Origin of the sequence: Glycomyces tenuis DSM 44171, assembly GCF_000427885.1 — a bacterium.
GTDB lineage: Bacteria > Actinomycetota > Actinomycetes > Mycobacteriales > Micromonosporaceae > Glycomyces > Glycomyces tenuis.
In genome coordinates this window covers 56,677-76,842 of sequence record NZ_KE386602.1, presented here as the reverse complement: position 1 = coordinate 76,842, position 20,166 = coordinate 56,677, and the positions used below count along the sequence as shown (strand labels likewise).

17 protein-coding genes are annotated in these 20,166 nt (G+C 69.2%); 7 read left to right on the top strand and 10 right to left on the bottom strand.

Annotated features, from left to right (window positions below; genetic code table 11):
* Positions 1 to 69 precede the first annotated feature (69 nt).
* The 4 genes from YWW_RS33335 to YWW_RS0126455 all read left to right on the top strand — a co-directional run bounded on the left by YWW_RS33335 (position 70) and on the right by YWW_RS0126455 (position 2,288).
* Complete coding sequence (locus tag YWW_RS33335; protein ID WP_245595509.1) at positions 70 to 822, top strand: DUF3159 domain-containing protein; 753 nt, start codon at positions 70 to 72, stop codon at positions 820 to 822.
* 29 nt (positions 823 to 851) lie between these two features.
* Positions 852 to 1,523, top strand: coding sequence for a Crp/Fnr family transcriptional regulator (locus YWW_RS0126465; RefSeq protein WP_051326359.1), 672 nt, complete (start codon positions 852 to 854; stop codon positions 1,521 to 1,523).
* A gap of 15 nt (positions 1,524 to 1,538) precedes the next feature.
* Complete coding sequence (locus tag YWW_RS0126460) at positions 1,539 to 1,772, top strand: hypothetical protein (RefSeq protein WP_026932430.1); 234 nt, start codon at positions 1,539 to 1,541, stop codon at positions 1,770 to 1,772.
* 75 nt (positions 1,773 to 1,847) lie between these two features.
* Positions 1,848 to 2,288 carry a hypothetical protein gene (locus YWW_RS0126455; protein WP_026932429.1) on the top strand — a complete coding sequence of 147 codons (441 nt, stop codon included), beginning with the start codon at positions 1,848 to 1,850 and terminating at the stop codon, positions 2,286 to 2,288.
* On the opposite strand, the gene YWW_RS33330 is transcribed toward YWW_RS0126455, so the two are convergent.
* The 6 genes from YWW_RS33330 to YWW_RS0126425 all read right to left on the bottom strand — a co-directional run bounded on the left by YWW_RS33330 (position 2,282) and on the right by YWW_RS0126425 (position 10,637).
* On the bottom strand, positions 2,282 to 4,258 hold the full coding sequence (locus YWW_RS33330; protein ID WP_035700605.1) for a beta-galactosidase: 1,977 nt from the start codon (positions 4,256 to 4,258) through the stop codon (positions 2,282 to 2,284). The genes YWW_RS0126455 and YWW_RS33330 overlap by 7 nt on opposite strands.
* 116 nt (positions 4,259 to 4,374) lie before the next feature.
* Positions 4,375 to 5,391 (bottom strand): ABC transporter ATP-binding protein, encoded by a 1,017-nt coding sequence (locus tag YWW_RS0126445; protein WP_026932428.1) that lies wholly within the window; start codon positions 5,389 to 5,391, stop codon positions 4,375 to 4,377.
* A complete protein-coding gene (locus tag YWW_RS0126440; RefSeq protein ID WP_026932427.1) occupies positions 5,388 to 6,416 on the bottom strand; it encodes an ABC transporter ATP-binding protein in 1,029 nt (342 codons plus the stop codon). The genes YWW_RS0126445 and YWW_RS0126440 overlap by 4 nt, the downstream gene beginning before the upstream one ends.
* Before the next feature lie 7 nt (positions 6,417 to 6,423).
* The gene (locus tag YWW_RS0126435; protein ID WP_026932426.1) at positions 6,424 to 7,572 is read right to left on the bottom strand and encodes an ABC transporter permease; all 1,149 of its coding nucleotides are present in this window, start codon (positions 7,570 to 7,572) and stop codon (positions 6,424 to 6,426) included.
* Between the two features lie 8 nt (positions 7,573 to 7,580).
* On the bottom strand, positions 7,581 to 8,576 hold the full coding sequence (locus YWW_RS0126430; RefSeq protein WP_026932425.1) for an ABC transporter permease: 996 nt from the start codon (positions 8,574 to 8,576) through the stop codon (positions 7,581 to 7,583).
* 15 nt (positions 8,577 to 8,591) lie between these two features.
* Positions 8,592 to 10,637: an ABC transporter substrate-binding protein gene (locus tag YWW_RS0126425; protein WP_051326358.1), complete on the bottom strand. Its 2,046-nt coding sequence runs from the start codon at positions 10,635 to 10,637 to the stop codon at positions 8,592 to 8,594.
* A gap of 530 nt (positions 10,638 to 11,167) precedes the next feature.
* Here YWW_RS0126425 and YWW_RS0126420 point away from each other — a divergent pair.
* Positions 11,168 to 11,641 carry a PH domain-containing protein gene (locus tag YWW_RS0126420; RefSeq protein WP_155830423.1) on the top strand — a complete coding sequence of 158 codons (474 nt, stop codon included), beginning with the start codon at positions 11,168 to 11,170 and terminating at the stop codon, positions 11,639 to 11,641.
* On the opposite strand, the gene YWW_RS0126415 is transcribed toward YWW_RS0126420, so the two are convergent.
* On the bottom strand, positions 11,635 to 12,546 hold the full coding sequence (locus YWW_RS0126415; protein ID WP_026932422.1) for a 2-hydroxyacid dehydrogenase: 912 nt from the start codon (positions 12,544 to 12,546) through the stop codon (positions 11,635 to 11,637). The genes YWW_RS0126420 and YWW_RS0126415 overlap by 7 nt on opposite strands.
* Positions 12,547 to 12,628: 82 nt before the next feature.
* On the opposite strand from YWW_RS0126415, the gene YWW_RS33325 reads away from it, so the two are divergent.
* Both YWW_RS33325 and YWW_RS33320 read left to right on the top strand, forming a co-directional pair.
* Positions 12,629 to 13,819 carry a PQQ-dependent sugar dehydrogenase gene (locus YWW_RS33325; protein WP_081687802.1) on the top strand — a complete coding sequence of 397 codons (1,191 nt, stop codon included), beginning with the start codon at positions 12,629 to 12,631 and terminating at the stop codon, positions 13,817 to 13,819.
* Complete coding sequence (locus YWW_RS33320) at positions 13,783 to 15,378, top strand: metallophosphoesterase family protein (protein WP_051326357.1); 1,596 nt, start codon at positions 13,783 to 13,785, stop codon at positions 15,376 to 15,378. The genes YWW_RS33325 and YWW_RS33320 overlap by 37 nt, the downstream gene beginning before the upstream one ends.
* Positions 15,379 to 15,403: 25 nt before the next feature.
* On the opposite strand, the gene mgtE is transcribed toward YWW_RS33320, so the two are convergent.
* The 3 genes from mgtE to gatA form a co-directional block, all read right to left on the bottom strand.
* Positions 15,404 to 16,747, bottom strand: a complete 1,344-nt coding sequence (mgtE, locus tag YWW_RS0126400) for a magnesium transporter (RefSeq protein ID WP_211228710.1) — start codon at positions 16,745 to 16,747, stop codon at positions 15,404 to 15,406.
* 392 nt (positions 16,748 to 17,139) lie between these two features.
* Positions 17,140 to 18,627: an Asp-tRNA(Asn)/Glu-tRNA(Gln) amidotransferase subunit GatB gene (gatB, locus tag YWW_RS0126395; protein WP_026932420.1), complete on the bottom strand. Its 1,488-nt coding sequence runs from the start codon at positions 18,625 to 18,627 to the stop codon at positions 17,140 to 17,142.
* 5 nt (positions 18,628 to 18,632) lie between these two features.
* The gene (gatA, locus tag YWW_RS33315; protein WP_342673598.1) at positions 18,633 to 20,156 is read right to left on the bottom strand and encodes an Asp-tRNA(Asn)/Glu-tRNA(Gln) amidotransferase subunit GatA; all 1,524 of its coding nucleotides are present in this window, start codon (positions 20,154 to 20,156) and stop codon (positions 18,633 to 18,635) included.
* Positions 20,157 to 20,166 lie beyond the last annotated feature (10 nt).

Genomic DNA, 20,166 nt, shown 5'->3' with positions numbered 1-20,166 from the left:
GGTAGCCTTGCCTGTTGTAGCGGGTCCTAGAGGGTAAGGGTTGGCAGGTTGTCTACAGCGTCCGATACTGTGCGGCAAGACACGCTTGTCAGCCTACTAGGCGGCAGGCGCGGCGCGTTCGACGCCACCGCCCCCCTCGTGGTGTTCATCCTCACCTGGATCGCCACGGGGCACTCGATCGCCTGGGGCGTGGGAGCGTCGCTCGTCTCGGCGGCGGTGATCGCGGCCGTGCGGCTCCGCCGGCGGACCCGGCCGCGGGCCGTGCTCCTCGGGCTGCTGAGCGTGTGCGTCGCGGGGATCATCGTCCTCTACACGGGGCGGGCGGCGGACATCCTCCTCCCCCGCATCCTCTCGAACGCCGCGAGCGCCCTGGTGTGGGCCGGCTCGATCGTCTTCCGCCGGCCGCTGCTGGGCCTGGTCGTCGGGGCGCTGCTGGGCCAGCGGACGCGCTGGCGCGCCGATCCCGAGCTGCTGCGCGCCTATGGAGCGGCCTCATGGGTGTGGGTGGCGATGTACACCCTCCGCGTGGCGGTCCTGACCCCGTTCTGGAGCGCCGAGCAGGAGGACCTGGCGGTGGTGGGCGGCGGCGTGGCACAGGTGCTCCTGTCCTGGCCCCTGCTGGTCCTGTGCCTCGTGATCTCGGGAGCGGTGATGAAGGCGGCCCTCCCGAAGGACCACCCCGGCCTCCGGCACCCTGTTGCACCACAACAGAAATTAACATCGAATCGCGCAACCGCCTCCGGTCGGGGCATGATCGATCTTTGTGCCAACTCGCCGTTCGAACAGTCGGCTTGGCGACAAAAGGCGGGTACACGACCATGATCACTTATGTGTATCAATACACTTAAGGCATGGCAGTCGACACGGTCCCGAATTCACTGCTCACTCCCGACGAGCTGGAGCGGCTGCTTTCCCGTGGACACCGGACCATTTATTCCGCAGGGTCCGTCTTGATTCACGAAGGCGATCACTCCGATCATGTCTTCTACCTTCTCTCCGGCCATGTCAAGGCGGTGACCGTACACCCTGAAGGGTTCACTCAGATCTATATGCCTGGATCGATCATCGGTGAACTCGCGGTTCTGACAGGCCGTGTGCGCAGCGCCGACATCATCGCACTGTCGGATGTCGAGGCATGTCTGCTCACAGGGAAGGTATGGCTCGAATTCATCAGGAACGAGCCGAGAGCGAATATCGCCATGTTGAGGAATCTTGCCTCCCGCGTCATCGCGGCCGACATTTCGCAGGCGAATCATGCGCAGAACAGCGAAGCTCGACTGGTGCGCGGACTGCTTCGTCTGGTCGAGTCGGGCTATGGCAGAAAAGTGGTGGACGGCTACTTGATTCCGGGTATCACGCAGAGGGAGCTGGGGGCATTCAGCGGGATCTCTCGGGAATCGGTGGCCATCGCACTCCGGCGAATGAGAAGGGAGCGTCTCGTGACGACCGGCCGCGGACGGCTGGTGATACACGATCTGGACGCCGTGAAACGGCTCCCCGGGAACGGGGACGGAAATCTGTGATCGTGATGTGCCGCAATGATCCCGTCCGAACTTCTTCCCTTCACCGCGTTCGTGCTCATCGCGACCCCGATCGCGGTGGTGGCCCGTGCGTGGTTCCTGCACCGCAGCACCGTCGTCCGGGAGCGCGCCAGGACTGAGCGAATGCGGCGAGCGCTCTCGCAATCGGCGCCCGATGAGCGGGCTGAAATCCTACGCGCCCTGCACACCATGGAGACCACACCAGGCGACCGGGAGTCTCAGACCAAGTGACACCGTTGGGGCAGTTGGGTTTTGGTCGTGAGCGCGCCCCCACGAAGAGCGATGGAACGTCTACGATCTTTCCTCATGACATTTCTTCGCCTTACGCAGCTCGTACATCTGACGCAACAAATGATTCAGCGCGGTTTCCACACACGCGACTTTCTCATTGCGGGCAGCGCGAGAGTCCTGGTCGAGGGCTGGATCGACGAGATCAACGACATCGATATCGTCGCCCGCGGCCAGACCCTGGAGGCGGCTTTCGAACTTGCCTTCAGGGAGGGACACAACGGTCTAGCCGTCGGAAAGATCACCGGGGACAAGACCGCCCAGCTCTACGGCGGCAGGGTCGAAGTCAGTCAACGCTGGGTCGGCATCGACAAAGAGCCGGACAGGCTCATAGATGACGCCGATGTCATCGGCGGGCTGAGATTTCTCAGCCTCGCCGATGTCGCGGCGTACAAGCGTCGCCTGAACCGTCCCAAGGACCGCCACATCCTCGAGGAGCTCAGGCGGCGTGGCTATTGAGTCTCGCGGATGACGGCGGCCGAGTTGGCGTGGAGGTGGGTCCTCGGCGTCCAGCTCGCCCCCGTCAGCAGGTCGGTGCCCTTGATCGGGATCAGGCTCGGCCGCTCGGTGTGGTTGATCGCGAAGAGGTAGGTGCGGCCGTCCTCGTGGGTCCGGCGGACCGTCTCCACGCCTTCGGGGAGGCCGGGGAACTCGCCGTGGAGGTCGAGGCGGTCGAAGAGCGGGTTCAGGTCCGTCGGGCGGGTCGAGAGGTACCAGACCAGCCCTTCGCCGAGCGAGCGGCGGAAGATCGCCGGGCCGCCGGGGTAGTCGGTGTAGCCGACGACGGCCTCGGCGTCCTCCGCGCGGACGATCTCGGACCAGGCGTGGCCCTCGGTGCCGTCGTCGAGGGCGACGGTCTGGCCTTCGCGCAGCGGCACGAACTCCTCGACGCGGACGCCGAGCAGCTCGCGGAGCGCGCCCGGCAGGCCGGGGTGGACGTGGTCGTTGCGGTCGACGATCCCCGAGTAGGGGCCGACGACGAGCGTGCCGCCGCCCTCGACGAAGCGGCGCAGGTTCGCGTCGTCGTCGAGCAGGTACAGCGACGGGGCGAAGACCACGTCGTAGCGCGACAGGTCCCATGCGGGACCCGCGAGGTCGCAGGTGACGCCGCGGCGCCACAGGGCCGCGTGCCAGCGCCGCAGCTCCGGGTAGGGCGCCATGTGCCCGGAGGGCTGCCCGGGGGTCGCCGAGGCCCAGACCGACTCGAAGTCGAGCAGGATCGCCGCCTTCGACTGGACGACCGAGCCCTTGACCTCGGCGAGCCTGCCGAGCCAGTCGCCGAGGGTCTTGACCTCGCGGAAGGTCTTGGACTCGGGGCCGCCGTGAGGGAGCATCGCCGAGTGCCAGCGTTCGGCGCCGTACCGCGAGGCGCGCCACTGGAAGAACATCGCGCCCTCGGAGCCGTGTGCCACATAGGACAGGGAGTGGCGCAGCTGCTCCCCCGGCTTCTTCGCGAAGTAGCCGCCGCGCCAGGCCGAGGAGTTCGCGGCCTGCTCCATCAGCAGCCACGGGCCGCCGCGGGCCAGCCCGCGGGAGGCGTCGGCCCCGAAGGCGACCTGCGCCTCGGCTTCGATCGGGCCCTCGGGGATGAGGTAGTGGTCGGTGGCGACCAGCCGGTCCTCGCGGTTGAGGTGCTCGCCCCACTTGTGGTAGTCGATGCCGGAGAAATCGCCGGTGACCATGAGGTTCGTCGTGATCGGGACGCCGGGCGAGTGGCGTTCCACCGCTTCGGCCTCGGAGCGGAAGAGCTTCAGCAGCGCGTCGGAGCTGAACCGCTTGAAGTCGAGCACGTGCCCCGGATTCGGGGTCTCGGCGGAGATCCGCGGCGGGAGCACCTGCTCCCAGTCGGTGAAGGTCTGCGACCAGAAGGTGGTGCCCCAGGCGTGGTTGAGGGCGTCGAGGTCGCCGTGGCGCTCGCGCAGCCAGGCGCGGAAGGCCGCGGCGGCGTGGTCGCAGTAGCAGGACCGGTAGTACTCGTTGCCGATGTGCCACATGGCGAGCGCCGGGTGGCCGGCGTAGCGTTCGGCCAGTTTGGAGGCCATCTCGACGACGGCCTCCTGAAAGGCCGGCGCATGCGGGCAGTACTCGGCGCGGGCGCCGTAGTTCAGGCGCCGCCCTTCGGGATCGACCGGGAGGGTGTCGGGGTGGCGCTGCGAGAACCACGGCGGCGGCGAGGCGGTCGAGGTGGCCAGGTCGGCCTTGACGCCGCCGTCGGCGAGGAGGTCCATGATGTCGTCGAGCGTCCCGAACTCCCACACGTCCGCGGCGGGATTGACGCCCGCCCATGAGAAGACGTTGACGGTCACGATGTTCACGCCGGCCTCGCGCATGAGCGCGATGTCCTCGTCCCACACCTCCCTGGGCCACTGCTCGGGGTTGTAGTCGCCGCCGAAGGCCAGGCCTTCGACGGTGGGCACGATGTCGGTCATCTGCGGTTCCCTCTCGCGCGGCCCTCGGTCCGCGCCTCGGCTGTTCGGCGACACTGCTGGACAGCGCTTGCACACCGGGGCTCAGCATATAGGCGGCGCGCCCGGGCCGCAATCGCTCACTGCGCGTCGGTCTTGGCGATGCCCTGGAGTTCGAGCTCCTCGCTGCGGACGCAGCGCACGCCGTCCACGAAGTCGACCTCGCCGGTGTCGCACCGTCCGGCCTCGGCGTACCGGCAGCGGCTCGCGAAGGCGCAGCCCGGCGGCGGCTTCGTCGGGTCGGGCAGGTCGTCGGGCAGCAGCACCCGGCCGGTCCGGCCGCGGCGGCTCGGGTCGGGGATCGGCACGGCCGACATGAGCGCCTCGGTGTACGGGTGCGAGGGCTTCTCGTAGAGCTCGGCGGTGTCGGCCAGCTCGACGATCTTCCCGAAGTACATGACGGCGACGCGGTCGGCGATGTTCTCCACCACCGAGAGGTCGTGCGAGATGAACAGGTACGTCAGCCCGAACTCGGCCTGGAGCTCGCGCAGCAGGTTGAGGATCTGGGCCCGCACCGACACGTCCAGGGCGCTGACCGGCTCGTCGGCGACGACGAGCTTGGGGCCCACGATGAGCGCGCGGGCGATGTTGACCCGCTGGCGCTGCCCGCCGGAGAAGGCGTGCGGGTACCGGTCCATGTAGTCCGGGGAGAGCCCGACCTTGCGCATCATCTCGGCGACCCGGTCCTCCAGCTCGGCGCCCTTGGCCTCGCCGGTGGCGACGAGCGGGTCGCCGATGATCTGGCGCAGCGTCATGCGCGGGTTGAGCGAGGAGAACGGGTCCTGGAAGACCATGCGGATCTGGCGCCGGTAGCGGCCCTTCTCGCGGTTCTTCAACTGCGTGAGGTCGCGGCCGTCGTAGACGATCGAGCCGCTCGTGGCCTGCTGGGCGCCGACGATGGTCCGCCCGAGGGTCGTCTTGCCGCAGCCGGACTCGCCGACCAGGCCGAGGGTCTCGCCCGGCATGAGCGTCAGGTCGACGCCGGAGACGGCGTGGTTCTCGACGGTGACGCGGCCGAGCATGTTGCGCCGCACCGGGAAGCGGATGTGGAGGTCGTTGATCTCGAGCATCGGTTCGCTCGACGCGGTCTCGCTCATGCCCGGTCTCCTTCGGTCTGGTCGTCGTAGAGGACGCATTGGGCGGTGCGGCCGCCGTCGAAGACCACTTCGGGCGGCTCGTCGATGTCGCAGCGGCCGGCGATGGCCTCGGAGCAGCGCGGGTGGAACGAGCAGCCCTTCGGCCGGTGCAGCGGGTTCGGCACCGTCCCGGGGATGGTGGGGAGGTCCCGGCCCCGGTCGCGGCCGAGGACCGGCACCGACTCGAGCAGCTGCCTCGTGTAGGGGTGCTTGGGGTCGGCGAAGATCTCCTCGACGCCGGCGCGCTCGACGACCTTGCCGAGGTACATGACGGCGACCTCGTCGGCGAGTTCGGCCACGACCCCGAGGTCGTGGGTGATGAACATGACCGCCATGTGGTGCTCGGCCTGGAGGCGCCGGATCAGGTCGAGGATGCGGGCCTGGGTGGTGACGTCGAGCGCCGTCGTCGGCTCGTCGGCGATGAGCAGGGACGGATTGGCGCACAGGGCGATCGCGATCATGACGCGCTGGCACATGCCGCCGGACAGCTGGAAGGGGTAGGCGTCGACGCGCTCCTCCGGCTTGGGAATGCCGACCTCGTCGAGCAGTTCGATCGCCCGCTTCCTGGCGGCCTGCTTGTCCATGCCGGTGTGGATGCGGATGACCTCGACGAGCTGCGCCCCGACGGTGCGCAGGGGCAGCAGCGAGGCGACCGGCTCCTGGAAGATCATGCCGATGTCGCCGCCGCGCAGCCGCTGGAGCCGCTTGTCGTCGTGGTTCAGCGAGAGCACGTCGAACGGCTCGTCGTCGCCGTGCCAGGTGATGGTGCCGCCCTCGATCCGGCCCGGCGCGTCGACCAGCCGCAGGATGGAGCGGGCCGTGACCGACTTGCCGCAGCCCGATTCGCCGACGACGCAGAGGGTCTTGCCCGCGTGGACGGTGAGGTCGACCCCGTCGACGGCCGGGACCTTCCCGTCGTAGGTGTCGAAGCCGGTCTTGAGCCCCGAGATCTCGAGCAGCGGCTGTGCACTGTGTGGTTCAGACATCGCTCACCTAATGCTTGTACGGGTCGGCGGCGTCGCGCATGCCGTCGCCGACGAAGTTGAACGCCAACACCACGATCACCACGACCAGGCCGGGGATGAGCAGCCACGGCGCGCCCGAGAGGACGCTCCACTTGCTCGCGTCCTGGAGCTGCACGCCCCAGGAGACCGCCGGCGGGCGCAGGCCCAGGCCGAGCCACGACAGCGCCGTCTCGGCCAGGATCATGCTCGGGATCGACAGGCTCAGCGCGGCGATGATGTGGGAGGAGAACGAGGGCAGCATGTGCCGGAACATGACGCGGCGGCGGCTGGATCCGTCCAGGAGCGCCGAGGTCACGAACTCCTCGCCCCGCAGCGCGAGGAAGCGGCCTCGCACCTCTCTGGCCAGGCCGGTCCACGCGACCAGCGCGAGGATGGTGGTGATGATGAAGTACCTGGTCACCGGGCTCATATCGGCTGGCAGCGCCGCGGCGAGCCCGAGCCACAGGGGGATCGACGGCACCGCCATGAACAGCTCGATCACGCGCTGGATGACGTTGTCGATCCATCCGCCGAAATAACCGGAGATCGCCCCGAGCACGATGCCGAGCGCGAACGCCAGCAGCACGCCGATGACGCCGACGGACGCCGAGACACGGGTGGCGTAGACGAGCTGGCTGAGCAGGTCCTGGCCGTCGGTGGTGGTGCCCAGCAAGTACATCGGGTCCTCCGGGTCCTCGGGGCCGATGAGGTGCCGGTCCCAGGGGATGAGGCCGAAGAGCTCGTACTCCTCGCCCTTGACGAAGAAGCCGACGTCGACCCGGTCCTCCGGATTTGCCTCGTAGGTGATCCTGAGGCTCCTCGGGTCCTGCTCGGAGGTGTAGCCGTCGACGTGGAGGCCCCATTGGAAGCCGTCGGGGCCGTCGGTGTCCCACAGCTTGAGGACCTGCGGCGGGGCGGTGGTGTACTCGGAGTCGCGGTGGCGGTCGTCGAACGGGGCGAAGAACTCGCAGAAGGCGATCACTACGAGCATGAAGCCGAGGACCCACGCCGAGACGAGCGCGAGCCGGTGCTTCTTGAACGACCACCACACCAGCTGCCGCTGAGAGGCTGTGGCGCGCCTGCCGTTGCCCTCGGCACCGGCCGATTCGGGGCTGGCTTCGGTCTCCTTGACGGTCATCGGCCTTCTCACCTCTGGTGTCCGAGTCGGATGCGGGGGTCGAGCCAGCCGAGCAGCAGGTCCGAGATCAGGGTGCCGATGACGGTGACGACGCTGAGGACCATGATGATCGAGCCGGCCAGGTACATGTCCTGGGCTTTGAGCGCCCCCAGCATGATCGGGCCGAGCGTCGGCAGGCCCAGGATCTGGCCGACGACGATGTCGCCGACCAGCAGCAGGGGCAGGATCCACCCGATCGTGGAGACGAAGGGGTTGAGCGCCACCCGCAGCGGGTAGCGGCGCAGCAGCCGCCCTTCGGGGACGCCGCGGGCGCGGGCCGCGGTGACGTAGGGGCGCTGGAGCTCGTCGAGCAGGTTGTTCCTGATGACGCGCACCAGTCCTGCCACGCCGGCGGTGCCGATGACGATCATCGGAATCCACAGGTGGCCGATCAGGTCGAGCAGCTTCCCGAGGTTCCATGAGGCGTCGCACCACTCGGGTGAGCACAGCCCGGACGGCACCGACCCGAACCAGGTCACGCTGAAGTAGATGAAGATCAGCGCGATCAGGAAGTTCGGGGTGGCCAGGCCGAGGAAGCCGATGGTGGTGACGGTGTAGTCGCCGATCGAGTGCTGCTTGACCGCCGAGTAGACGCCGATGGGGAAGGCCAGCGCCCAGGTGACGAGGAGGGTGCCGATCGAGATGCCGAGCGTCGCGCCGAGGCGCGCGCCGATGACCTCGGAGACGGGTTTCTGGTGCTCGAAGGACATGCCCAGGTCGCCGTGCAGGACGATCTGCGTGAGCCAGTTCCAGTACTGCTGGAGGAGGTTGCCGTCCAGGCCGTACCGGACCCGGAGGGCCTCCACGTCGGCGTCGGTCAGTCCCTGACCCTGCACGGCGTATCGGGCCCGCAGGGCGGTCACGTAGTCTCCCGGCGGCAGGTTGATGATGACGAAGACCACCAGCGAGATCGCCAGAAGTGTCGCCGCTATGTAGATGGCACGGCGACCCAGGTATTTGAGCACTGTTTCTTCCTCAGCCTATTCCTCGGAGATGTACCACTGCTCGGGCTTCGCCGGGCACGGCGTGCCGTAGGTCGGGTTCTCCGGCATGGACCCGCCGACGTTGTGGAGCTGGTCGGAGACGATCGCCCAGGGGGCGGGGCCGCGGACGGTGCCGATGGCGTAGAACTCCTCCTTGGCGATGCCCAGGATCTGCCGGAAGATCTCGTCGCGGGCGTCCGGGTCGGGCTCGGCCAGGAACTGGTCGTAGAGGTCGTGCTGCTGCGCGATCGGCTCGCTCGGGGGCTCGTGCATCTCCTCGTCCTGGGCGCCGCGCTGGATGTAGTGCGCCGACCACTGTCGGGCGAACATCGCCCCGCCGGCCTGACCGCCGGCCATGTACCACTGCGTGGCGATGGTCTCGTCGATGCTGCCGCCGTCGCCGGTCCACACGACGATCTGGAAGTCGTTCTCGTCGAGGGCGCTCTGCCAGTTCTCGCGGGGTTGGGAGTTGACGTGCAGTTCGAGGCCGGCCTCCGCCCACATGTCCTTGATCATGTCCATGGCGTTGACCCAGGTCGACCCCAGCAGGGCGTCGTCGGCGACCAGGACGGTGAACTCGAGCCGGGTGCCGTTCGCGGCGGTGCGGATGCCGTCGGATCCGGCCGTGTAGCCGGCGTCGTCGAGGAGCTGATTCGCCGTGTCGAGGTCGAACTCGGTGTACTGGGTGGCGAACTCCTCGTCGTAGAAGCGGGAGTCGGGCATCGGCGCGGCCTGGGCCGGTTCGCCGACGCGGTTCCACAGGACGTCGATGAGCTCCTGGCGGTTGATCGCGTGCGACATGGCGATGCGGAACTGCTTGTCCTGGAAGACCTCGCGGACGGCGGCGTCCTCGTGGTTCATGTTGAAGGCGATGTTCATGTCGCTGGAGTAGGTGGACTCCAGGTCCACGACGGTGTAGCCCCCGGCCGCCTCGTTGTCGACGGCGTCGGCGCGGTGGGCGTTGTCGTTGAAGTGCCGCGAGTGGAAGTCGTAGTCGCCGTTGATGGCGTGGGCGAACATGGTCTCGACGTCGCCGACGATGGCGTAGCGAACCTCGTCGATATAGGGCAGCTGGCTGCCCTCCTCGTCCACCTTGTAGTAGTACGGGTTCCGCTCGAACACCGCCTCGCCGGCGTCGGAGACCGGCTGCTTGCAGACCCAGGCCAGGAGCGTCGGCAGGTCCGGGTTCTCCCACATGAAGTTCCAGAGGTTGCCCAGGGCGGTGAACCGGGAGACCCAGCCGTCGTAGCCCTCGGCGATCGCCTCGTCCTCGGCGGCCTCGTTGTAGTCGATGTGGAACTGCTCGAGGTAGTGGCGGGGGTAGAAGGTGAACCGCTGGCCTGAGGTGCCGCGGGACATGTCCTCCTCGAACAGCGGCTTGGGGCCGGAGAAGCGGTAGATGAAGGTGTAGTCGTCGACGATCTCGAGCTCGCCGGGCTGCCCGTCGGGACCGGCCAGCTCGGGCGGGATGCCCTGGGTGAGCTCGGCGTTGAGGTTGACGTCGTTGTAGGCGAACTCGACGTCGGCCGTGGTGAACGGCTCGCCGTCGGACCACTTGACGCCCTCCCGAAGGGTGATGGTGAACTCCGAGGCGTCCGCGTTGGACTCGAAGGCCGAGGCGAGGTTGAGTTCGGCCGTCTGCCAGTCGCGGCTCCGCTTGAGCAGCGGCTCATAGGCGAGGGTGCGCCACAGCCAGGGGCCGTCGGAGGCACCGGTGATGGCGGTGTTCCAAGTGCCGCCGTAGACGCCGATCGAGTCGGTGGCCTTGATGACGACGGGTTCCTTGGGGAGGCGCTCCTCGACCGGCGGGAGGTCGCCGGCCTCGACTCGCTCGGCGAGCATCGGCGCCTCTGGGCCCTTGTCGCCGCCGCCTCCGCCGTCGGCGTCGGATTCAGTGGAGAAGAAGCCGCACCCGGCGGCGGACGCGGTCAGTGCGGTGGCGCCCGAGACGACCAGGCTGCGCCGGGAGAGGGAGGGGTCCGGCCACCGGACGGATCGAGGTCGTTTCTCGAACAGACTGGACTGGGGGTTGTGAGTGCTCATCGGCGAGCGCTCCTTCCGAGGTCGGTCGCGGCCGTGGGGCGGCCAAGGGGTAGGGCTATATAAATTTATGGATCGCCAGCGCCGGCAGATGTCCAAATCTCCGGCTCGCGAGCTTCACCATGGGGGTCCGACTCGGCCCCCAGTCACCGAAAGCGCTTACTTCGTTTCCGGAACTTCTCCGAAAACTTTCGGTGACATCGGTGAGACTACGGCAACACCAAAACAGCGTCAAGGCAGGTGAGTCGCAGCCGCCATTACGATACGATCACGAATGGCAATCGTATTCCAGTGATCATCGATCGGTCAAGACCGAAACTTTCGGTATTTTCCGATCGCCGCTCGGCGCTCCGGAACCGCGCCCGGAACGCCTCCCCCGGCGAGGGGCGGATGTGATCTTCGCAGCCTGCGCCCCGGCGCCGCCCCCGCGGCGCCGTCCACCCCGCTCGACAAGGGTGTGACAAGCGGCAATCCCATATAAAACGGACCACACTGGAGACAGGGCCGGGCGCCCCGTATGTCAGGATCGGACCATGACAACTGACGGCGGCCCCGGGAGCGGCACAGTGGCACCGCACGAACCCGCCTCCTCGCCTCGCCTGCGCATCCGCCGCTCCGCGGCGATCACCGTGGCCGCATTCGTCGCCTGGCTGGCCGTCGGCCCGCTGTCACTGGCGATGATCGCCGAGCAGCCCCTGTGGGGATGGTTCTCGGTCGTGCTCGGCGTGGCCATGCTGGCGGCCCCGATCGGCGTCTCGGCCTGGGCATGGCGCTCGGGGGTGGACGTGACGCGCGAGGGCGTCACGGTCAAGAGCATGTTCTCCCAGCGCCTGATCGAGTGGCGCCACATCGACGGCTTCGTCACCGACAGCGACGGCGTGGCCGCGATACTGGACGACCAGTCCCAGGTGCGCCTCAAGCCCCTGCGCGCGGAGAACCTCCCGCGGGTCCTCGAGATCGGCGGCCAGGAGCTCCGGGACGACACTCCCGACGACGAGCGTCAGTAGCCCTCGGACACGACGTTCTCGAGCGGCTCGCCGGCCGCGAAGCGGCGGATCTGCGGCCCCACGGGCCGGTAGGCGCGCTCCACCATCCCGTCGACGGAGGCGCCCACGTGCGGGGTGATCAGGGCGCCCTCCAGGTCCCACAGCGGGTGCCCGGCCGGGAGCGGCTCGGGCTCGACCACGTCGATCGCGCAGCGCAGGCGGCCGGAGGCGACCTCGGCGACCAGCGCGTCGGTGTCCACGATCGGGCCCCTGGCGGCGTTCACCAGCAGCGCGCCGTCCTTCATGGCCGCGAGGAACTTCGCGTCGACCAGGCCGCGCGTCGCCTCGGTCAGCGGCAGGATGAGGACGACGACATCGGCCTCGGGCAGCAGCTCGTCGAGCTCCTCGACGGCGTGGACGCCGGGCCGGGCGCGCCGGGCCACCTTCGTCACCTCCGTGCCCAGGACGGTGAGGACCTCGGCGACCTTCTCACCGATGTCGCCCGCGCCGACGATGAGGGCGCGCTTGTCGCACACCGTGGTCTGCCACCGGACCCGCCACTCGTGGTGCTCCTGGCGGCGGGCGAAGACGTCGAAGCCGCGCATGGACGCGAGGATCGCGCCGATCGTCCACTCGGCCGTCACTCCCGTGTGGACGCCGCGGGCGTCGCACAGGGTCACGCCGTCGGGCGTCACCGGGGCCCACACCTCGGCGCCCGCGCTGAGCAGCTGAATCGCCCGCAGCGACGTCATGTCCTCGAGCGGCGCGGTGACCTTGGACTCGGCCAGGAACGGCGGCACCCAGAACTCGACCGCGGCCGGGTCCGAGGGGTAGCCGCCCCGGCCGGTGTACACCTCGACGTCGACGCCGTCGGGCAGCGGCCCGAGATGCTCGCGGCCTTCCTCATGAGCGATCCATACCTTCACTCGGGAAAGCCTAATGCACCTGACGGATCAGGCCGGATAACGCCCGGCCTGAGCCGTCAGGCGCCGCCTATAGGCTGGGGCCATGCGCCGATCGGTATCGGCGGCTGTGACGGCCGCGGTCATGTTCACGCTCGCTTCGTGCTCCTTCGGTGAGCCGCCCGAGCCGGAGGGGGGCGAGCCGCCGAACCTGCCCACGCCCTCGGGGGGCCCGCCCGAGGAGCCCGCGACGTTCATGGACGTCGTCGCCGAGGGCCTCGAAGTGCCGTGGGGCCTGGCGTTCCTGCCCGACGGCACCGCCGTCGTCGGCGAGCGCGAATCGGGCCGGATCCTCTCGATCGCCATCGGCGAGGACGGCACCCCCGCCGCCCCCGAGGAGATCGGCACCGTCGAGGTCGACGCGAACGGCGAGGGCGGCCTGCTCGGCCTGGCCGTCTCCCCCGACTTCGAGCAGGACTCGACGCTCTTCCTCTACTACACCACCGAGGAGGACAACCGGATCGCCACGCTCGACCTCTCCTCCGACGCGGCTCCGGAGCCGATCCTCACCGGGATCCCCACGGCCTCCAACCACAACGGCGGCGCGCTCGCCTTCGGCCCCGACGGCTACCTGTGGGCCGCCACCGGCGACGCCGGCAACGGCGACCACGCCCAGAACGAGGACTCCCTCGGCGGCAAGATCCTGCGCCTCGACACCTCCGGCGAGCCCGCGCCGGACAACCCCGACCCCGCCTCGCCGGTCTACTCCATGGGCCACCGCAACGTCGAAGGGCTGGCCTGGAACGGATCGGGCGACTTGTACGCCACCGAGTTCGGCGACGACCTCGCCGACGAGATCAACCGCATCGAGGCCGGCGGCAACTACGGCTGGCCGCTGTACGAGGGTCCCGGCGGCGAACCCGACTACATCGATCCGGTGGTCACCTGGGAGCCGTTCGAGTCCTCCTGCGCCGACGCGGTCTTCGTCGAGCAGACCCTCATCACCGCGTGCCTGCGCGGCCAGCGGCTGTGGATCGTCGAGTTCGACGAGAACGGCGAGCTCGTCGGCGAGCCGCAAGCCACCCTCGTGAACGAGTTCGGTCGGCTACGATCGATCGCCATGGGCCCCGACGGGATGCTGTGGGTCACCACGTCGAACCGCGACGACCGCTGCGAAGAGGCCAGCGGATGCGTCATCGACGAGGCCGACGACCGCGTCCTCCGGTTCTCCACCTCATACGCCGTCGAAGGAAGAGTCTTATGCCCGACCGGCACGTCTCGGTCACCCAGCGTCTGAAGTCCGCCGCCCGCCCCGTCCGCCGCGGCGCGCAGGCGATGGGGCGAGGCGTGGGCCGTGCCGGGCGGGCGACGCGATCGCGGTGGCGGCGCCTGCGGGCCTCCCGGGCCGCGCGGCGCCTCGCGACCGCCGCGGCGGTCCTCGTCGTCGGCACCGCCGCGGCCGCGGGCGGGCTGATCCTGGTGGGCGACACGAGCGCCCACATCGGGCCGTTCCACACGACCATGGCGCTGCACCCCGACATCCACGGCGAGACGATCGTGACCGTCCCGCCGCTGGGGCAGGTGGTCTTCGACAGCCACGACGGCCCCATCGGGATGAACCTGCGTCTGGACTCGGTCGACCCCGAAGAGGCCCAGGCCATCATCAACACCCCCGACGGGGTCACCACCGCCTCCGAGAACCTGGCCTCCGAGGTCACCGACGCGGTGGTGCGCGTCGCCGTCGAGGCGCTGGCGATCGTGACGCTGTGCGGGCTGCTCGTCGGCGCGCTCACCTTCCGCACCATGCGGCGCACCCTGCTGACGGGGCTGGCGTCGCTGTCGATGACCGCCGCGCTCATGGGCTACGCCGCCTCGACGCTCCAGCCGGAGTCGATCTCGCAGCCGCGCTACGAGGGCCTGCTGTCCTACGCCCCTTCGGTGGTCGGCGACGCCGAGGACATCGCCGAGAACTACGAGGAGTACGTCGCGAACCTCCAGAAGTTCGTCACGAACATCTCCGGGTTCTACGCGCTCGCCACGAACATGCCGCAGATCGGCGTCGACGACGACACGATCCGGGTCATGCACGTCTCCGACCTCCACCTCAACCCCTCGTCCTGGCATCTCATGGAGACGATCGTCGAGCAGTTCAACATCGACGTCGTCGCCGACACCGGCGACATGAACGACTGGGGCTCTGAGCAGGAGGCCGACATCTTCTCGCGCGGGGTCGCCCAGATCAGCGTGCCGTACGTGTTCGTCAAGGGCAACCACGACTCGGCGACCACGGTCGCGGCGCTCGCCGCCTACGACAACGTGGTGATCCTGGACGGCGAGGTGCAGGAGGTCGAAGGGCTCCGGTTCGCCGGCGTCGCGGATCCGCGCTTCACCCCCGACAAGGGCAACCAGCCGTCCAGCGAGTACGCCCAGCAGATGCTGACGCAGTCCGGCGAGCGGCTCAGAGAGGCGATCGAGGACGCCGGCGGGGCCGACGTGGCGATGGTCCACGAGCCGCCGATGTCGCTGCCGCTCACCGGCGTCGTGCCGCTGGTGCTGGCCGGGCACACGCACGAGCGGGCCGTCCAGGACCTCGGCGAGGGGACGACGCTCATGGTCGAGGGCTCGACCGGCGCGTCCGGGCTGCGGCTCTTCGACACCGAGGAGCCGCTGAAGATGGAGCTCGACGTGCTCTACTTCGACCCCGACACCAAGGCGCTGACGGCGTACGACTCGATCTCGGTCGGCACCGTCGGCGAATCCGACATCACGCTGGAGCGCACCGTCATCCCCGTCGACGAGCAGGCGGCCGAGCTCGAGGACGGGGCCACCGCCTCGCCTACGCCGCCGGGGGACTGAGCGCCCCGGCGGCGCCCGCCAGGGCTCACATCATCGGGCCGAGCACCAGCGTCGCGATCGAGAAGTAGATGATCAGGCCCGTCGCGTCGCACAGGGTCGAGATCATCGGCGCCGAGACCACGGCCGGGTCGACGCCGACCTTCTTGGCGACGAGCGGCAGGAACGAGCCGGCCAGTGTCGACCAGGTGCAGATCAGCAGCAGGGTCACCGCGATGATGACGCCGATCTTCGGCCCGTACATGAAGCCGACGACCGGGCCGCCGATGAGGCCGAGCATCGCGCCGAGCAGGATCCCGACACGGCCCTCGCGCCAGACGATCTTGAAGAAGTCCGAGAAGCGGACCTCGCCGACCGCCATGGCGCGGATGATCATCGCCGAGGCCTGCGAGCCCGAGTTGCCGCCCGCGCCGGTCAGCAGCGGGACGAACAGGGCCAGGACGGTCGCGTTGCTCAGCTCGGCCTCGTAGTGGTCGAGGACCGAGACGGTGAGCGTCCCGGCGATGGCGAGGATGAGCAGCCAGAACGCGCGCTTGCGGGCGAGCATGAACACGCCCGCCGACAGGTAGGGCCGCTCCAGCGGCTCGGCCGAGCCGTACCGGGCGGCGTCCTCGGTGTCCTCGGCTTCGAGGATCTCCATCGCGTCGTCGAAGGTGATGAGCCCGACGAGCCGGTCCTCGTGGTCGACGACGGGCAGCGCGGCCAGGTTGGCCTCCTGGACGAGGCGCGCGGCCTCCTCCTGGTCGGTGTCGGTGACGACCACGTGGTGGTCCTCGGCCATGAGGTCGGCGACGATCGCGTCGGGGTCGGCGGCGACCAGGTCGGGCAGGGCGACGGTGCCGATGAGCTTGCGGTGCCCGTCGGTGACCGGCAGGATGTCCAGATGCCGGGGGCGCGAGCGCAGGTGGCGGATGCGTTCGATCGCCGCGGCGGCGTTCATGGAGGCCCGCAGCGACACGTAGTCGGGGGTCATGATGCGCCCGGCCGACTCGGGGTCGTAGCCGAGCAGCTGCGCGGTCGAGCGGCGCTCGGCCGGACTCAGCTGCTCTTGGAGGCGGGTGGCGACGACGGCGGGCATCTCGTCGAAGAGCTTCGCCCGGTCGTCGGCCTCCATGGAGTCGAGCAGGTCGCGGACGGTCTCGGTCTTGAGCGCGTCGAGCAGTTCCTGCTGGTGGACGGTGTCGAGCTCTTCGAAGACGGCCAGCGCGCGGTCCTTGGGGAGCAGGCGGAAACGCACGGCCTGGTCGGCCAGTTCCATGCGCGGGAGCTCTTCGGCGAGTTCGACGACCGAGGCCTCGGCGAGGTCGGCGCGGAGTGCGGCGAGGGAGTCCATGGCCGCGGGGGAAATGGGTTGGATGGTCTGGTTCGGCACCGGGACCACCTCCTAGCACGAGAGACGGCCGCGCTCTCAGCGCTCGATCACAGGATCAGGCGGCACGCCTCGCTGTAGACCGGACACAGAGCACGGTGGAAGCAAAATGGGAAAAAACGTTCGTATCTCGACTAGAACTGGGATCATCGCCCATTTGACTCTCACCTCCTCTGGCCGTTCGCCGTCTCGGCGATGCTCGGGGCCGCGGACGGGCCCTCAGCGGTGAAGCCGGCGCACCCCGAACGCGGCGGTGCCGACCGGTCCAGCGTAGCAAGGCCGCGTGGACGACATCCGGATTCGACACATCGGGGAATCGCGGCTCACACCAACGGATGACGAACGGCGCCGACCTCTCGACTCGGGACCGGCGCCGTTCGCGTGCTCGGGTGCGGCTAGGAGAGCTTGTCCAGGATGATCTGGCGGACCGTCCCGGCGTCGGCCTGTCCCTTGGTGGCCTTCATGACCGCGCCGATGAGGGCGCCGGCGGCGGCGTGCTTGCCGCCGCGGATCTTCTCGGCCACAGCGGGGTTGGCGGCGATCGCCTCGTCGACGGCGGCCTCGAGCGCGCCGGTGTCGGAGACGACCTCCAGGCCGCGGGCGGCGGCGACCTCGGCCGGGCCGCCTTCGCCGGCGAGGACGCCGTCGATGACCTGGCGGGCGAGCTTGTCGTTGAGCCGGCCGTCCTCGACCATGCCCTGGAGCTCGGCGACCTGGGCCGGGGTGATGGCCAGGGCTCCGAGTTCGGCGCCGGTCTCGTTGGCGCGCCGTGAGAGTTCGCCGAGCCACCACTTGACGGCGCCGGACGCGCCGGCGCCGGCGGCGATGGTGGCCTCGATGAGCTCCACGGCGTCGGCGTTGACCACCGACTGCATCTCCTTGTCCCCCAGGCCCCAGTCGGCCTGGAGTCGCTCGCGGCGCTTGCGGGGCGGCTCGGGCAGGCTCGCGCGCAGCGCTTCGACCCACTCCTTCGAAGGCTCCATGACGGCCAGGTCGGGCTCGGGGAAGTACCGGTAGTCGGTGGCCTCCTCTTTGGATCGTCCCGGGCTGGTCTCGCCGGTGGTCTCGTGGAAGTGGCGGGTCTCCTGGAGGATCTTGTCGCCGGAGTCCAGCAGCGCGGACTGGCGGCGGATCTCGTAGCGCACGGCGCGTTCGACGCTGCGCAGCGAGTTGACGTTCTTGGTCTCGGTGCGCGTGCCCCACTCGTCGCCGGGCCGGTTCAGGGAGACGTTGACGTCGCAGCGCATGGACCCCTGCTCCATGCGGACGTCGGAGACGCCCAGGGAGCGGACGATGTCGCGCAGCTCGGTGGCGTAGGCGCGCGCGACCTCGGGGGCGAGCGCGCCGGTGCCCGGGACGGGCTTGGTGACGATCTCGACCAGGGGGATCCCGGCCCGGTTGTAGTCGACCAGGGACTCGGTGGCGCCGTGGATGCGCCCGGTGGCGCCGCCGACGTGGAGGGTCTTGCCGGTGTCCTCTTCGAGGTGGACGCGTTCGATCTCGACGCGGTAGGACTCGCCGTCGACGACGACGTCGACGTAGCCGTCCTCGCAGAGCGGCTCCTCGTACTGGCTGGTCTGGAAGTTCTTCGGCATGTCCGGGTAGAAGTAGTTCTTCCGGGCGAAGCGGGTCCACTCGGCGATGCGGCAGTTCAGGGCCAGGCCGATCTTCATGGTGGCCTCGACGGCGGCCTTGTTGGCGACCGGCAGCGCGCCGGGCAGGGCCAGGCAGACCGGGCAGACCTGTGCGTTGGGCTCGGCGCCGAACGTCGTCGCGCAGCCGCAGAACATCTTCGTGGCCGTGTCGAGCTCGATGTGGGTCTCGAGGCCGAGGACGGGCTCGTAGGCGGCGAGGGCCGCCTCGTAGGTGTTGAGTTTCGTCATCTCGGCTACTTCCCACCCTCGCTGAACGAAGTGAAGCGTACATTTGCATGGATGTCGGGCGCGGTGTCGGCCAGCAGGGGCTCCTGCGTGGTTTCGAGGGCCGCCGCGACGCGGTAGGTGATGTCGTCGCCCATGACAGGCCCCATGACCTGGAGTCCGACGGGCATGCCTTCGGAGAGCCCGACCGGGACCGAGACACCCGGTCCGCCGTAGAGGTTGGACGGGATGGTGTAGAGGTCGGCCAGGTACATCTGGTACGGGTCGCCGGTGCGCTCGCCGAACTTGAAGGCGGTGAACGGCGTGGTCGGGCTGATGAGGGCGTCGACCTGCTCGAAGGCCTTCTCGAAGTCCTGCTTGATGAGGGTGCGGACCTTCTGGGCCTTGCCGTAGAACGCGTCCACGTACCCGGCGGAGAGCGCGTAGGTGCCGAGGATGATGCGGCGCTTGACCTCCGGGCCGAAGCCGGCCTCGCGGGTCAGGCTCATGACCTCCTCGAGGCCGCGCTCGCCGTCGTCGCCGGTGCGGAGGCCGTAGCGGACGCCGTCGTAGCGGGCGAGGTTCGAGGAGGCCTCGGAGGGGGCGATGAGGTAGTAGGTCGGCAGCGCGTAGGTGAAGGAAGGGCAGGAGACCTCGATGATCTCCGCGCCGAGCTTCACGAGCTGCTCCACGCCGGCTTCGTAGGCGGCGACGACGCCGGGCTCGGCCGCGTCGGTGCCTTCGGCGAACTCTTTGACGACGCCGAGCTTGACGCCCGAGAGGTCTCCTCTGGCGCCGAGCCTGGCGGCCTCGAAGACCGGCGGGACGGGCGCGTCGATGGAGGTCGAGTCGCGCGGGTCGTGCCCTGAGATGACCTCGTGCAGCAGCGCGCCGTCGACGGCGGTGCGGGACACCGGACCGGGCGTGTCGAGCGAGGAGGAGAACGCGATGAGCCCGTAGCGGGAGTTCGAGCCGTAGGTGGGCTTGCCGCCGAAGGTGCCGGTGACGGCTCCGGGCTGGCGGATGGAGCCGCCGGTGTCGGTGCCGATGGCGAGCGGGGCCATCTTCGCGGCGACCGCGGCGGCGGAGCCGCCGCCGGAGCCGCCGGGGATGCGCCCGGTGTCCCAGGGGTTGGCGGTCTGCTGGTAGGCCGAGTACTCGGTCGAGGAGCCCATGGCGAACTCGTCGAGGTTGGTCTTGCCGAGGATCGGCATCTTCGCGGCCTTGAGGCGCTCGACGATGGTCGCGTCGTAGGGCGGGATCCAGCCTTCGAGGATCTTGGAGGCGGCCGTGGTGGGCAGGCCCTTGGTGACCACGACGTCCTTGACGGCGATGGGGACTCCGGCGAGCGGGCCGAGCTCCTCGCCCGCGGCGCGGGCGGCGTCGACCTCGGCCGCGGTGGCGAGCGCGCCTTCGCGGTCGACGTGGAGGAACGCCTTGACGGTGCCGTCGACGGCGGCGATGCGGTCGAGGAACGCGGTGGTGACCTCGACGGCGGACAGGCGGCCTTCGCGGATGTCGGCGGCGAGCTCGACGGCGTACTTGTCGATGATGCGGTCGCTC